Here is a 15700-nt window from a genome sequence, read left to right as displayed (position 1 = left end):
CTCAATGAATCTGTAAGAGCGAAAATCGCTCAAACCCATAAAATAAAATAGTACTAGATATGAAAAGCAACATAGCCGAATTAAAAGGACGCGCAAGCGGTGAAATTATTCTACCCACAGATAAAAAATACGACGAGGCCAGAACAATTTATAACGCTATGATCGATAAACATCCTGCGCTAATTTTTAAATGTAAAGATGTAGATGATGTTATCATGGCCGTGAATTTTGCAAGAGAAAATGGTTTGGAAGTTTCCATACGGAGCGGGGGTCATAATGGGGCCGGATTGGCCTTGGTTGAAGACGGACTTGTCATCGATTTGTCTACGATGAAGGAGATCAAAGTAAACCCCGAGAAAAAAACTGCCAAACTACAACCAGGCAATACTCTAGGTGATTTAGATAAGGCTACTCATGAATATGGTTTGGCATTGCCAGTAGGTATAAATGGCACTACCGGAGTAGCGGGGCTTACCCTTGGTGGAGGTTTGGGTTACTTGAGTCGGAAGGGGGGTCTTGCAATAGATAATCTGTTGGAGGCGGAAGTGGTATTGGCCTCTGGGGAGTTGGTCACGGCGAATGCTATTTCACATCCAGATTTATTCTGGGCATTGCGCGGTGGTGGTGGAAATTTTGGTGTGGTCACCTCATTTACATTCAATTTGTTGCCCATCAAAAATGTGTATGCAGGCCCTATGTTCTGGCCCATGGAGCAAGCTGAAGAAGCTATGAAATTTTATGATGAGCTAACTAAAAATGCCTCCAATGACTTCTATGGTTTCTTTGCTTTTTTGATGGTCCCGCCAGCCGACCCATTCCCTAAGGAGTTGCATAATAAAAAAGTATGCGGAGTGGTATGGTGTTATACCGGACCCATTGAAAAAGCCGAAGAAATTTTCGCGCCCATTCGTGCGTTTGGACCACCAATTCTCGATTGGGTAAGTGAAATGCCGATGCCTGCACTTAATGGAATGTTCGATGATTTATATCCTACAGGGATGCAATGGTATTGGAGGGCGCATTACCTCAAAGAACTTAGCCCTGAATGCATTCAAGAAAACATAAAGCACGGTTCTGCCGTACCCAATTTCCACTCTACAACACATTTTTATCCTATTGATGGTAAAGTACATGAAACAGCACAGGAAGATACCGCTTGGGCAAATAGAGATATGAGATGGGTGCAGGTCATTGTAGGGGTTTCTCCTGACCCTTCGGAAGCGGATAAAATTACAAATTGGTGCAAGGCATACCATGAAGGGGTCGCGTCTTATGCTGAGGGAGGCGCCTATGTCAATTTTATGATGCAAGAAGGGCAAGATCGTGTAAAGATAAGTTACAAAGGCAATTATGAACGATTGGTGCAAATCAAAACAACCTATGATCCCACTAATTTCTTTCATATCAATCAAAATATCAAACCCGCCGATTAGGAATGTAGCTCTGTATAGGCTACTAATTTTACCTATGGTTTTAGCCTGCTCTGTGCAACCTTTCAAAAAAGTAACCCCTTGCAAAATCAGCATTTTGCAAGGGGTTACTTTTTTAGGTAGCTTGCTAGCTGCATGAACCAAAATCAAAAAATAGGGTGGAAAACGGCAGCCGCTTTGGTGATCTCCAGTATGATCGGTACCGGGGTGTTTACCAGTTTAGGCTTTCAGTTGACCGACATTCAAAATACTTGGAGCATTATTTTGATTTGGGTCTTAGGTGGGGTCTTTGCGCTTATTGGGGCCTTTACCTATGCCGAGCTGGGCACCAATTTTGATGAATCGGGCGGCGACTATATTTTTCTTTCCAAATTGATACATCCTTTGGTGGGCTATGTCTACGCTTGGATATCGTTGACGGTAGGTTTTACTGCTCCCATTGCGATTTCGGTGATGGCGATGAAGAGTTATTTGAGTCCGATAAACCCCTCACTGTTCAATGACTGGTTTGGGGTAGGGGTCATTTTGGTTTTGGCGGGCATACATTCTATAAGTATTGGGCAAAGCGAAAAATTCCACAATGTTTCTACGGCCATAAAAATTGCCTTTATTCTCCTGCTACTTGGTCTCGGGTTCAGTTATCTCCCCGTACAAGAAAACGCCATGGATTGGAGCATGGGCTGGCAAGATGAAATTTGGTTGCCCGGTTTTGCTGTCGCCTTATTGTATGTCACTTATGCCTATACCGGCTGGAACACAGCGGCTTATATTGTAGATGAAATCAATGATGTACGGCGTAATTTGCCCAGGGCCCTCATTGTGGGTACCGCCTTTGTGACCATCTTGTTCGTGTTAATGCAAATAATCTTCTTAAAGCATGCCTCTGTAGATCAACTATCGGGCAAAGTGGAAGTGGCCTTTATAGCCTTCGAAAACCTATTCGGCCCTGAAGGGGGCAATTGGGTTAGCTATTTTATTGCGATTCAGCTCATCGCCACCGTAAGTGGGTATTTATGGATCGGGTCTAGAGTGACCTTTGCCATGGCCAAAGACCATTCGTTATGGCATAGTATCGCGATAAAGAATAGCAATGGCATACCCGTACGAGCCCTTTGGTTACAGGCTGCTATTAGCATCGTATTTACCTTAACAGGCACTTTTGAGCAAGTGCTGCTCTACGCCAGTTTTGTATTGCAACTCATGGGCACTTTAACGATAGCTTCCGCTTTTTGGCTTAAAGGAAGGAAGGGCGCTTATAAGAGTCCGTTTAAACCAGTTCTTCAAATCGCTTTTGTGCTTTTTAGTGTTTGGATATTGGGCTATATGCTCTTCGAACGACCCAAAGAAAGTGCAATAGGGTTGCTTTTTGTAGCCACTGGGGTGGGTACATATTTTATGTCGAACAGGAAGTCAAAATGATCTTGAAATAGTAACTTTAACCATCGATAACCTCTTATAACCAATTTATGAAAAGCGCAACCACTCCGCGAAACTTAACATTATGTGCAGCCGCGATGCTACTGGCGTTAGTATGCTTACAGTGTAAAAGTGAACCCAAAAAAGAGATCAAAGTAGCGGTCAATAAAACCATCTTAAAAGCTCCCGAGGGATTTTCAGTTGCAGAAATAGGAAAAGAATTGGGCGCAGTTCGTCATCTTACCATTGCCAAAAATGGTGCTATTTATGCGAATCGTTCTGTAGTTAAAGATGGAGCAAAGGGCATTGTTATGCTCTGGGATAAAGATGAAGACGGGGTCATAGATGACCAAAAAGAGTTTGCTGATCTTCCTGGAACAGGTATGTTAGTCAAAGGGAATTACCTCTATGCGGCAACAAATTCAGGAGTGAATCGCTATGCGATGAATGAGCGTCACGAAATTATTGATACCGATAATCCAGAAACCATTGTGGAAGGTCTCATCGATATGGGGCGTGACAATGCAAAACCTTTTGCCATCGACACAGAAGATAACCTATATGTGACCATAGGTTCTTGGAACGATGCCTGTAGAGACCAAGAAACGAATACGGGTATGATACCCTGTACCATCCTAGATTCTGCAGGGGGAATTTGGAAATTCAAGGCTGATAAACTGAATCAGACCTATGCAGACGGTTCGCGATATGCCACGGGCCTTAAAAATACGGTCGGGATCACATGGAATTTTAGAACCAACTCTCTATTTGCGACTGATCATGGCCGTGGTGGTTTGAGTAATTTTTATCCGGAGGTATTCACCAAAAAACAAAATGATGAATTGCCGGCAGAAACCTTTTACGAATTAAAAGAAAACGATGATGCAGGTTGGCCATCGACCTATTATGATCATCAAAAGAATAAGAGGGTCTTATCGCCTGAATACGGCGGTGATGGCGAAAAAGTAAGTGAAGAAAAATTCGTTGATCCGATTGTAGCCTTTCCGGCACACTTAGGCCCGAATGATGTACTGTTTTATAGCGGAGATATGTTTCCTGAAAAGTATAAGAATGGCGCATTTATTGCTTTTCACAACCAATCGAAAGAGCTTAAAAAAGGCTTTTTTGTGGCCTTTGTGCCTTTTAAGAATGGCAAGCCCGATGGCGAATGGGAGATATTCTTAGATAACTTTGCTGGTATGGATTTGGCGAACCCAGCGGAAGGTGCTGGATTAAAACATCGTCCATGCGGATTGGCACAGGGCCCCGATGGTGCATTATATATCGCAGATGATTTTGGCGGTAGTATTTTTAAAGTAACCTATTGAGCGAGAATCCTTTTTTGGCTTAGCCTAAAGAACCCCTTTTGCTTGATAAGCTATTCCTCTTTTATAAAGTCTTTTCGCAATCGAATGGGGGTATCGGGTACTTTGTTGATTAACTTCTTTTTACCATTTTTCTTTACCAATTCAAAAGCGTCGTAAAGGGTTCCAATAGGAGTGTAGGCTCCATAGCTTATCCTATCTTTAGAAACCGAAATAATTTGAAAGAGCTGAGTGTATTCTCCCCTTCTCACCATCCAATCTTGGTCTTTTGACTCGTACATTTTAGGTCCGCTTACCGAAACTGCGTAAATGGTTCCGGCATCCTTTACCACGGTAAGTCCTTTTCCTTCATTTTCTACAAATCCCCTGGCGTAGGTATGGTCATGGCCTTGCAATACCAAATCAACCTTGTATTTGTCCATCAAAGGGTTAAGGGCCTCTCGTAATTCTTTGTTGTCTCTACCAACGGCTGTGGAGAAAATCGGGAAATGCAAGGTGATAGTGGTCCATTTTTTTTTGTTATTGACTAAGACCGAATCGAGCCATTTGACTTGAGCCAGGCGCCCCTCTTGGCTTGCATAAAAGCCTTCCGCATCGATAGATATCAATTTCATATTTTGATAATCGATGGCATAACAGGTCTCTTTCAATTCGTCTAAGGGTCCGTTTTCAGGCAAGGTAAATTGCGGCTTCCACAACGAAGACAATACACCTTCTCGATATTCATGATTGCCCGGTGTCATAATGCTCGGAATTGTAGCGTGAATAAAGCTGCCGGCATGAAACCATTCGCCCCATTCCAAATTAGCATCTCTATCGTTAATTAGGTCTCCTGCATGCAACATAAAGTCTGCCTCGGGGAACTGCCGATAAGAGTTTCGAATAACCCTAGACCACAATGATTTCACATCGTTTTGGGCATCTCCGAAATAAATAAAACTAAAGGGGGTGTCGAAGTCATCGTCTGCTGTGGTAATCTGGTACCATTCACTCCAATAGCTATTCGCTTCAGATCCATTTCCAACACGATACACATAGGCAGTATTGGGTTTAAGGTCTGAAATAACTGCGGAGTGATAGCTAGCCTTGACCAAAGGCTCCCTGCTATTTTGATTTTCAAATAGTTGTGAAACGGCCTTCACTTTGCGTATATCATTCAATAAAAATTCAGGTCCATCTGTAGCTATGGCAATCTCAACAAAGCCTGAATCGATTTGTTGATTTGTTCGCCAATTGACCGCAAAACTATGGGTTGGGTCAGCTGTTAGATTCGCTATAATACGATCTGGAGTCTTCGAAGGAAAAATCAATTTATGCGAAATAACCCGATCTTGTTCCTCATAATGGGTATGCCCATCCGCTGCATGCGATTGCCCGTGCACCAATTCTTGATTTACTATTAGCCCTACTATCAATAGTATTATGGCTAATGAACCAGAATGCCGTCGTACTTTCATTTGTTTTGACTTTGGAGCTACTAAAATAGTTTTATATCGATAATTTATCTCTATTCTCTGAAGATCTTATCGATAACTTAACACCAACATCAACTATTCAAGACTACAGATGAGGTGTTGAACCGTCTTTGGAAGTTGCTATGATGTTGCTAGGTGTTGCGCCTTGGGGGCACTTATTGTATGTTGAAGTGGAAAGGAGGATTTTAATTTATAAGTGCTGTCGTGCGGCACTACTAGCCAGATTATCCAGCAAATGGCATTTCCCCATCCAATACTTTATCGGAAATCACCGAAGATAAAACCAATGATGTCGTCATCTCTCCGTAAGCGGCCAACCTGCTATTGAGGTTTTGAAGGTGACTGGGGTTTTTTACATAACCCTTCATCTGCATGCAATCGCGACCCGTTAGCTGTTGACACTCGAAGATTTCAGGAACGGTATTGATAAAGTCCATAAAATTTTGTGTCTGCCCATAGCGTACTTTAATAGAGATAATAACTTCTAACGGATATCCTAAAGCTTCAATATTGATCTTGGCTGTATAGCCCTTTATAATTCCCAAATCTTCTAGTTTCTGAATACGTTCTGAAACCGCGGGCGACGATAGTCCGACAGTTTTGGCAATATCCTTAACGGCAATTCTAGCATCTTTTTGCAAGGCTGTGAGAATGGCCCAATTCAATTTATCTATTTGCATAATACCTTATTCTATAGGTAAAGATACTTCAAATATTTAGAATTATGGAGTATTTGCCATTTTTTTCACGGATATTATAGATAATTACTTGATATAAATAGGCTAAACAAATAAAATAATTAAAACATTAACGTTAACATTATATAATTAATTTTTAAATATATATGGCCTTATATTATTAATATAATATAAATGTATACGGTCTAATTTTGAAGTAATAAACAACAAAAGCTTCATATTATGATTATACGTATATTAAGTACTAAAAGAAGAAGTCATCAAGTATACGCAACAAAATTTAAAAATCATGATGCAAAGACAAGGCCTGTCCTATACGTATTGACTGCGCTATACTTTATGGGAATGTCGGTTTCTTATAGTCAAGATGTTTCGCAATTGGAGCAGCAAACAAACTCCAAAAAGAATACGCGAAAGGGGCATGATTTTACTTCGATCAAAAAAATCGTGAAAATTACCGACAAGGTAATCATAGATGGGGTAGTGAATGAACCATTTTGGGAAACCATTGAACCATTACATAGTACACAAAAGGTACCCAATGCTGGAGACGAGCCAACGCAAAAAACCGAAATTAGAATTGCCTACGACGAAAAGTACCTCTATCTATCAGGAAGACTTTTCGACAATGAGCCCGATAAGATAAATACGAATACGAAAAGGCGCGATGATCTTACCGAAAATACAGAATGGTGTGGCCTGCTTATAGATACCTATAATGACCGAGAGAATGCGCTTGCATTCTTCGTTACCCCCACTGGAGCAAGACTAGATATGGCTTTGTCGAATGACATTGTAGGCCCGAATGCATTTAATTTGAGCTGGAATACCTTCTGGGATGGCGCGTCAAAAATAACAGAAGATGGGTGGTTTGCCGAAATCAGAATTCCTTTTTCAAGCCTTCCATTTGAGGCTGTAGATGGCAAAACCGTTATGGGCATAACTACCTGGCGGTATCTTGCACGGAATGATGAAACCGATATTTTCCCGCCAAGAGATCTTAGTACAGGCAGTTCTTTTAGACCCTCATTGACCCAGCGATTTGTTTTCGAAGACATTGATGAAAAAAAGCCATTTCGAATTGCCCCTTATGTTTTAACGGGCGGGGAAAGCAATAACACCCTCTCTGAAGATGAACAAGCATACGAGTTAGAGGAGACCTTCAAGCGTGAAATTGGTTTGGACGCCAAAATTGGTCTTGGTAGTAATGTAATTGCCGATATCACATTGAATACCGATTTTGCCCAAGTAGAGGTAGATGATCAGCAAGTAAACTTAAGTCGATTCAATTTATTCTTTCCAGAGAAAAGACTGTTCTTTCAAGAGAGAGCCAGCTTATTCGATTTTAATTTCGGAGCATTCGATAAAGTCTTTTACAGTAGACAAATAGGAATTGTAAATGGACGCCAAACTAGAATTTATGGAGGTTTGCGCACCGTAGCGAAATTTGGAAAGTGGGAAGCGGGGTTCATAAACATGCAGACCGCGGCTCAAGATGATATCGCCTCTGAGAATTTTGGCGTATTTCGAATACGAAGAAGGATACTAAATGAGAACTCTTATTTTGGGCTGATTGCGACCAATCGTACAGACTTAAGGGGAAACAACAATACTGTATATGGTATTGATACGAATATTAAACTATTTGGTGATAATTACCTGTCTGCACGTTGGGCACAAAGTTATGATACCAAGCTGAATACCGAGGAAACCGACAATTCAAAATATTTCATTCAAATGAACAAAAGATCTCAGAAAGGAGTTGTTTACACCCTTAACTATGCCAGAACTGGCAAAGACTACCTCCCAAAGATGGGTTTCGAAAGGAGATTAGATTATAGCCAATTGGGAACCCAGTTGGCCTATAATTTTTTTCCGGGTTCTGATTCGAAAATTGTTCAATACGGGCCCTATGTCAACAGCATTTCTATCTGGGGGAATACCTCCAAAGCATTAGAATCAAGAAACAATGAACTGGGGTTTCAATTGCTGACCAAGCTTGGATGGAATTACACGATTTCTTTGAATAATAATAAAGAGCTTCTATTGGAAGCCTTGCAATTGGCTGGAGGTATTACCCTAAATACAGGGGTATATAATTTCAACTCCCTAAGTGCATCGCTAGTAAGTCCGGTAGCGCAACGCCTATCATACGCCACATCGGTTGATATAGGAAATTTTTATGATGGAAGAAAAACTACCATTAGCGTAGCTCCTTTTATGAATATCACACCTGATTTTATTGTACAAGGAAGTCTGTCTTATAACAACTTATCATTTGACAATACGAATAGTAATACAGATATCACCCTGGCTAGCCTCAAACTCTTGTACACCTTTAGCACTAAGTTAACGTTGAGTTCTCAGCTGCAATACAACAGCTTAAGTAAGACCTATGCTGGCAATTTCAGATTGCGGTATAATCCAAAAGAAGGCAACGACTTCTTCCTGGTCTACAATGGAGATTTTAACCAAGACCTTGGCCGGGTTCAACCTTTTTTACCCACCACCAATTATCAAAGTATTCAATTGAAGTACACCTATACCTTTCAATTATAACGCTATCACCAAACTGATTATGCCTTTCCGATTGCTACGCACGAATCAATTTGGACAGTGGATTGTATTGTGTCAATAGAGCCGAAGAGCTGGCAAAAGTGCCCGTTTGACGCTCTATTTCCCGACGATTAATAAATCAAAGCAATCATTTATAAATCAGGGGAATAAGGGGTTGTAAATATTAGTTTTCTGTTGCACTTTGGTTCCAGCAAAATGTGTTTCATTGCTTTGACAAGCATGAAATAAAAACCAACGGACCACGATTTGAACTCCATTAAAAACCTAGAACGCCTGCAACGATTGCACCAGCTCATAGAGCAGGAAGCTACCGGTTCTCCAAAAGAGTTGGCTAAACGAATGCACATAAGTGAGCGTATGGTTTATAATTTGATTGAACAGTTCAAGGAGTTCGATGCTTGTATCTGTTATGACCGTGGTAGAAGAACCTATTACTATGGCGATGACTTTCAATTCAAAGTAAGCATATCGGTTCAAATCAATCACGATGACCTTACCAAAGAGATTTTTGGTGTTAGCTATCTTACCTGAATTAGGTCTTTACAAAGCACGCATAGCGAAAAACATATGATATAAAATGAAAACGTATTCAAACAACAACTATGATACCAAATACTTTTTTTGAAAACGATGGATCACCAGAATTTTATAAGCGTTATCCCCGCTTGTTTTATAGCTATTTTGAAGGGGTCGATGCGGCTAAGGTAGTACAACTTTCGAAGGCGGGGTATCTTTATTATCACGCGACGCTTTTAAGCGATGCCTTGATTGACGATAGGAAATTTTCCAATTTTCCCATCATCACAATGCTACAGGAAGAGACCATAAAGATGCTTACCGATATCTATGGTATGAAATCTGAATTTTGGAAGTATTGGAATGCCCGTAGGGAAGATTATTTTGAAGCGGTAAAAATTGAAAAAAAACTGAACTACGATGCAGAAGTAACCCTAGCTACCTATAAAGATTTAGCTGATAAAAAAGCAGCTTTCGGAAAGGTGGCGATTGATTGTCTTTACCTCTTATCGAATAAAAAAGATGAAAAGCTATATCAGGTATTGTTAAGAAGCCATCATTATTTTTCCATTGGCTTCCAGTTGTACGATGATGTAAAAGATTTTAGGGAAGATTTCGAAAAAGGACAGTTCAATTGGGCCATTTATGAGCTGCGAAGAGCGGGTTACTATGAAGATTTTAAAGCCGATATCGAAATCTTGCACAAACTACTTTTTATACATGGAACAGCTCAAAAAGTAATGAGCACGGCTATTTCATTTTTCCAAATAGCTGTTGATATTCTTGGAAGCCTGAAGGTTGAAAGTGAGTGGAAGGGGGTTATTGAAGAAATGAAAGGAACCCTTGCCAATTATCTTGATATTACCGTGGGTTACGTGAAAACTATTGAGCAGCGCATAAAAATTAAAGAGAATACCTCTGGCTTCTACATTTTTATAGATTATGCCGAACTACAGTGTAAAGAGGTGAAGCTTGGCCTACACTATTTGAAAGGCTGCTACCTGAATAACTATTCAGATTTGAAACACATTATGTATTTAAGTGATCGTGAGGGTTTTGAAAACAGAGAAGATATTCATGTGACTGACGTTTTTCAGCGTGCAATGCTCAACGATTGTCTTATAGCTATTTGTGAAAAATACAAGCTTGATTTTTCCGATTTTTTTGATAACGAATGCCAGTATTTAATTCGCCAGCGCAATACAGATGAGATTGGTGGATGGTCTTATTTTCCTTCGGTGAAAGAGATAGCCGCAGATATTGATGATTTGGGCCAAATCATGCAGCTGTTTATCAAATCTGATAATAGCCATTTTGTACAAGACTATTGTCAAGCTGCAATCGACTTGGCGTTATCCGATAGGGTGCACTCATCTGGCGGCATAGAAACCTGGATCATACCCAAGGTAGATAGAACTAGTCTGCAGGAAAAGCAAGAACTATTTAATAGTACAAAATGGGGCAAGGGTCCTGATGTTGAGGTGGTCGCAAATTTTGTATATGCGCTATCGCTGCATAATGCAACCTTATATGCAGCGACGATAGCAAATGCGACAGCCTATATTCTAGATCATCAAAACGCGCTTGGGTTTTGGCAGAGTAGATGGTATTATGGAAACTATTATGGCACCTATGTGTGTTTACGCGTATTGCATTCATCTGCTGCTGAGTGTGCGCTCGCTATTCAAAAAGCTTTGGAATATCTATTAGATCAACAGCTTACCGATGGCGGATTTTCAATGACCAACGATAAGGTATCCGATGCCCTTTCCACCGCCTTCGCAGTCTTATCGCTAAGCTTCTTCTTAAATACAAGTCATAGTTCGATCAAAAATGCTGTAGCCTTTCTAAAAGCAAATCAACGTACTGAAGGACACTGGGAGGCCACCGACTTTATAAAGCCCAAAACACAGGAGCCCTATAAAAGCAAAACACTGACAACCGCATTCTGCTTAAAGGCCTTATCGATTGCTGAATAAATAGATTATACGAATAGGCATTGCAACTCAAAATGCAATACTCTGGAAACTACTGAGGCCAGTACTACAAAAAAGAAGGTCATACTACTAATTTAAAATTACGAGATCATGAATCAAGAAAATGAAATGCTGGTAAACTTTCAAGTAGAAGAACTTGAAAGACGTTTTGAAATGGGGTGGAGTAAAAATAAATACAACGATTTTGATACCGATGACTACCCTGCTATTGCATAGTTTTTAGTACAACTTGGAAAAATAGGGGCCCGAAATATTTTGGGCCCTTTTAAATTTTGATGGTTCGGGTTCTAATAGTCACATCCAAAACCGAAAATCAGGGTTATGGTATCCAATTCTACAGAAACACTGGCCTTCTGCAAGCTTGGTGCAGTGAAGGAAAGTACTTTTACAATAGAAAAACAAGGAAGCCGAGACTTTGATTGGAACTACAAAGGCAATGCGATAGCGACGCAATTGAACGTCAAATTAAAGACGCGGTAGTAGCATTATGCACCAACGAAGAACTGGTGCAACGATAGGAGATGGGGCTGGGCTGCCAATAAAAATTTGTTCGGATAGGAATTGTAAAGAAGCGTAAAATTTAAATACCAAAAGGAGGAAGCCGAAAAGCCTTTGAATAGAGTAGGTGATAACATAAACCAAATATTATGAAAAATGACATGTTAGAATTATTCAATTCTGAAGAATTGGAACAAAGATTCGAGATGGGCTGGAGAGTAAAGGCCGACATTTGTGTTGGTAACGAAAACGATTGCCAGGAGAAATAATCCTTTAGATTTCAACCCCAGCGGCGAAGTTTTAGGTGCCAAATATGTTTTAATTTCATATCGCAATACTAGATTGCCTTAAAAGTGAAGTAGCAGCTTATCACTTGATTTTTATGATATATTCTGGCACCTTAACTCTGAACTTATGAAAAACGTACTGATAGCCATGCTATTATATAGTGGCCTCACATTGACTTGTCAAGAAGATAATAGGGGTATAATCCTCGATTCAGTAACTAAAGAGCCGTTGCGCTATGCGGCGCTTAGTTGGAACAGTAGCCAAGGGGCAATCGCCAATGAGGAAGGCAGGTATGAGTTGTTTCTTAATTCGTCAGATAGCGTTCATATAACTATCTCCCACATTGGTTACAAAGAGTTGCGATTGAATTCCATGGCGTTGAGCGATACCATTTATCTTTCTCCCAAAGCTTACGAATTAGATGAGATAGTTTTAATTGACACCGACGATTTAAAAAATAAAATCCTTTCGAGTCTCAACAAAAATTATGACTCCAATCCAGATTGTGATGCGTTTTTTTACAAGCAATTTTTAAGGGAAAATGGAGCTTACGTAAATTATTTGGAAGCCACAGGTCTGGTTACGTATTTATCTAGTGTTGAAACCCCAGAGGTATTTATCAAGGGCTTACGAAAAACAGATAATCTAATTACCTCTTATATCAATATGCGATCCGGCGGAATTATAGGGCTTTTAAGAGCTACTGCAGCAGATTTACTAAAGGCGGGGTCGATTGTAGATTATAATTGGATTACTTCTGACCTAATAGAGGCCATTGTGGAAGATGAAAATACTAAAACCCTATCGACCTTAACCATTAATATTTACGACTACGCTATTATAAAAGTTCTGCAGAACAGTTTAACAGATGGACTTGAGCATAAATATAACAATCAAACCATTCGTATTGACGGTAAGAAAATCGAATTTAACGGCTATTTGCAAGGTGCTTTTCTTGAATATGATTACCGGAAAATAGGAGGTAAATACTACTTGAATCGCATTTATCAAAAAGGGAAAGGTATTTTGGTAAGTACCGATGGTTCAATGAAACATCAGTTTGTTTCAGAGCAACTTTACTTGACCACCAAAACCTTGCTTAATTGCCCCGAAAAAGTGCAAATGATACGTCTAAAAAAGGGGAAGTCTTTGCGCAAACTAAAGGTAAAATATCATACCGAGGACTGGGCGAGATTGAACGGCATTTTACCTCTCAAAGAACAACAACAAATATTAAGTACACTAGGAAAATTGAAATAAGTAAGCACAAACAATAGCACGTAATTAAAATCAACTCCAGAAGAACCTAGATTTTCTCCAAAAATAGACCACCATGATTTCTACTATAGACAGACAATTCATAGTACAGGATATAGCCAATATTGTGCCGATACTAGCACCTGAATTGCATATTCAAAAATTTTCTAATAGTGCCTATTTGTTGCATCAGAAAAAATATGGGCATTATGTAAAAGTATCCAAAGCGGTGTATCAATTGCTTGAGTTGATCGATGGCAAAAAAAGCTTTCAATTGATTACAGACGAATACAACGCAAGGTATAAGCAGGCGATCACAGCAGAGCTGCCCTATACCCTTTTTTTCAAGAAGCTGGTTAAATATGGCCTACTCACAAATACTTCCGATTTGGCAAAATACATTGAAAAGCCCGACTATCTTAAACTTAGTTTTACCCTTGTTGACGCAAAAACATTAGATGGCATTACCCCCTTGTTTGCATTTTTGTTTGTCCCTAGGTTAATCAAACTCTTTTTTATCGCTTCAGCTGCTATTTGCCTTGGAACACTCTGGCTCAATTTTGAAGAAATCAAAGAATTTTTTTATATGTTCATTCCTACTACAGAAGCAGTACTATGTTTTTTTGGCATTATGTTTTTGAGCGTTACTTTTCATGAAATAGGACATGTTTCAGCAGCGAAGTTCTATGGGGCTAGACATGGTGGAATTGGTGGCGGCTTCTATTTATTTACACCAGTCTATTATGCTGATGTGACCGATATATGGCGACTTCCTGTAAATCAACGGATCATGGTTAATGTAGCAGGAGTATATTTCGAGTTATTATTTTGCAGTTTTTTATGTGTGCTTTCGTTGTTGATTTCCAATTCGTATTTAGGCGTAATGGCATTTATCGTTTTTTTGCACTCGCTCTATAACCTCTTGCCATTTATTCGCAATGATGGGTATTGGGTGTTATCAGATGCTTTGGGCACACCAAATCTGAGTAAAAAATCAAGTAGACATCTCCTGGAATGGTTTAAAAGCTTGTGCCAAGGCAACAGCTATACTTATAGTCCGAAAATGGTCTTTTTGCTTTGTTACGGCTTTGTCAATAATTTCCTCATCTTATTTTATATTATATCCGTGCTTTTTTACGATATTGATTCGGTTTTATATTTTCCCAAAAACCTGTATCATTACGCGCAAGAGATTTACAGTACCCATGCCATCAACTTTAACTTATCGGATCTAAAGCAATTTCTGGTTCCCATGGTATTTTATTATTTGGTGTATAGATTCATAAAAAGGGTGATCATAAAAGTTTTGGTTAATAAAGGCATGAAAGAACCTGCATAGTTTCGGTTTTGAATCAAGCAATACGGCCTTCAGTTGCGATGGTATATATCAAAAAGAGATAGACTTTGATGAAGGTCTATCCCTTTTTTAAATTCGTTTTGCTACAGGCCGCGGCTCGAGGTTTTGGTTCATGGTCTTTGGAAGTAGAAAAAATGGGGGAACCTTATCGCTGCTGCTGCTTGATTGATGATTGTCGTTTTAGTGACGTTGTTCGTTTGATGATGATGTACTCCTAGACCGTGATTAGCGGTTAAAGTTTCTGTACTGTGCCCATTGGGCTCTTTTGCTACTTCTCAAGGATGAAAAAAACTGTCCTGATTTTGCTTCTGTTGCTGTTCTGTTGATTGATGCTTTCATGATGTTGTTTTTTAAATGTTGGTCTTAATTGTATCTAACCGTGATTAGCGGTTAAAGTTTCTGTATTGAGCCCATTGTGCTCTTTTGCTGCTTCTCAAGGATGAAAAAAACTGTCCTGATTTTGCTTCTGTTGCTGTTCTGTTGATTGATGCTTTCATGATGTTGTTTTTTAAATGTTGGTCTTAATTATATCTAACCGTGATTAGCGGTTAAAGTTTCTGTACTGTGCCCATTGTGCTCTTTTGCTGCTTCTTAAGGATGAAAAAAACTGTCCTGATTTTGCTTCTGTTGCTGTTCTGTTGATTGCTGCTTTCATAATTTCTATGTTTTTAAAATTGTTTGTTGTTTAATGTTGGTACAAAAATGCTTTGATTTGTTTGGGAAAGGAAATTGAAATTACTGAGTTGTGGTTTTTAAAGACTCAATTGTAATTATTTTCTTTCCAATAGGTTTTAGCGATTAAAATTTCTGTACTGAGCCCACTGTGCTCTTTTGCTGTTTCTTAAGGATGAAAAAAACTGTCCTGA

At 39.5% G+C, this 15700-nt stretch carries 12 protein-coding genes; 10 read left to right on the top strand and 2 right to left on the bottom strand.

The window, feature by feature from the left end; translation table 11 throughout:
- Window positions 1-59 precede the first annotated feature (59 nt).
- The 3 genes from ABJN95_RS16165 (at window position 60) to ABJN95_RS16155 (ending at window position 4174) form a co-directional block, all read left to right on the top strand.
- Window positions 60-1433 carry an FAD-binding oxidoreductase gene (locus tag ABJN95_RS16165; protein WP_348371903.1) on the top strand — a complete coding sequence of 458 codons (1374 nt, stop codon included), beginning with the start codon at window positions 60-62 and terminating at the stop codon, window positions 1431-1433.
- A gap of 132 nt (window positions 1434-1565) precedes the next feature.
- Window positions 1566-2849, top strand: a complete 1284-nt coding sequence (locus ABJN95_RS16160; RefSeq protein WP_348371901.1) for an amino acid permease — start codon at window positions 1566-1568, stop codon at window positions 2847-2849.
- 47 nt (window positions 2850-2896) lie between these two features.
- Window positions 2897-4174, top strand: a complete 1278-nt coding sequence (locus tag ABJN95_RS16155) for a PQQ-dependent sugar dehydrogenase (RefSeq protein WP_348371899.1) — start codon at window positions 2897-2899, stop codon at window positions 4172-4174.
- Between the two features lie 50 nt (window positions 4175-4224).
- Here the strand turns inward: ABJN95_RS16155 and ABJN95_RS16150 are convergent, their stop codons facing one another.
- Together ABJN95_RS16150 and ABJN95_RS16145 are read right to left on the bottom strand one after the other, a co-directional pair.
- Window positions 4225-5628, bottom strand: coding sequence for a metallophosphoesterase family protein (locus ABJN95_RS16150; RefSeq protein WP_348371898.1), 1404 nt, complete (start codon window positions 5626-5628; stop codon window positions 4225-4227).
- A gap of 242 nt (window positions 5629-5870) precedes the next feature.
- Window positions 5871-6326, bottom strand: a complete 456-nt coding sequence (locus ABJN95_RS16145) for an Lrp/AsnC family transcriptional regulator (protein ID WP_348371896.1) — start codon at window positions 6324-6326, stop codon at window positions 5871-5873.
- Window positions 6327-6566: 240 nt separating this feature from the next.
- Here ABJN95_RS16145 and ABJN95_RS16140 point away from each other — a divergent pair, with 240 nt between their 5' ends.
- From ABJN95_RS16140 to ABJN95_RS16110, 7 genes are all read left to right on the top strand, one after another.
- Window positions 6567-8903: a DUF5916 domain-containing protein gene (locus tag ABJN95_RS16140; protein WP_348371893.1), complete on the top strand. Its 2337-nt coding sequence runs from the start codon at window positions 6567-6569 to the stop codon at window positions 8901-8903.
- 264 nt (window positions 8904-9167) lie between these two features.
- Window positions 9168-9452, top strand: a complete 285-nt coding sequence (locus ABJN95_RS16135; RefSeq protein WP_348371891.1) for an HTH domain-containing protein — start codon at window positions 9168-9170, stop codon at window positions 9450-9452.
- 71 nt (window positions 9453-9523) lie between these two features.
- Window positions 9524-11416 (top strand): prenyltransferase/squalene oxidase repeat-containing protein, encoded by a 1893-nt coding sequence (locus ABJN95_RS16130; RefSeq protein ID WP_348371890.1) that lies wholly within the window; start codon window positions 9524-9526, stop codon window positions 11414-11416.
- A 108-nt stretch (window positions 11417-11524) separates the two neighbouring features.
- Window positions 11525-11650 carry a hypothetical protein gene (locus ABJN95_RS16125; protein ID WP_348371888.1) on the top strand — a complete coding sequence of 42 codons (126 nt, stop codon included), beginning with the start codon at window positions 11525-11527 and terminating at the stop codon, window positions 11648-11650.
- A gap of 105 nt (window positions 11651-11755) precedes the next feature.
- Window positions 11756-11914: a hypothetical protein gene (locus tag ABJN95_RS16120; RefSeq protein WP_348371887.1), complete on the top strand. Its 159-nt coding sequence runs from the start codon at window positions 11756-11758 to the stop codon at window positions 11912-11914.
- 432 nt (window positions 11915-12346) lie between these two features.
- A complete protein-coding gene (locus ABJN95_RS16115; protein WP_348371886.1) occupies window positions 12347-13480 on the top strand; it encodes a carboxypeptidase-like regulatory domain-containing protein in 1134 nt (377 codons plus the stop codon).
- 73 nt (window positions 13481-13553) lie between these two features.
- A complete protein-coding gene (locus ABJN95_RS16110; RefSeq protein ID WP_348371884.1) occupies window positions 13554-14816 on the top strand; it encodes a hypothetical protein in 1263 nt (420 codons plus the stop codon).
- Window positions 14817-15700 lie beyond the last annotated feature (884 nt).

Source organism: Maribacter sp., from assembly GCF_039974175.1.
GTDB lineage: Bacteria > Bacteroidota > Bacteroidia > Flavobacteriales > Flavobacteriaceae > Maribacter_C.
This window is presented reverse-complemented; position numbering and strand designations above follow the sequence as displayed.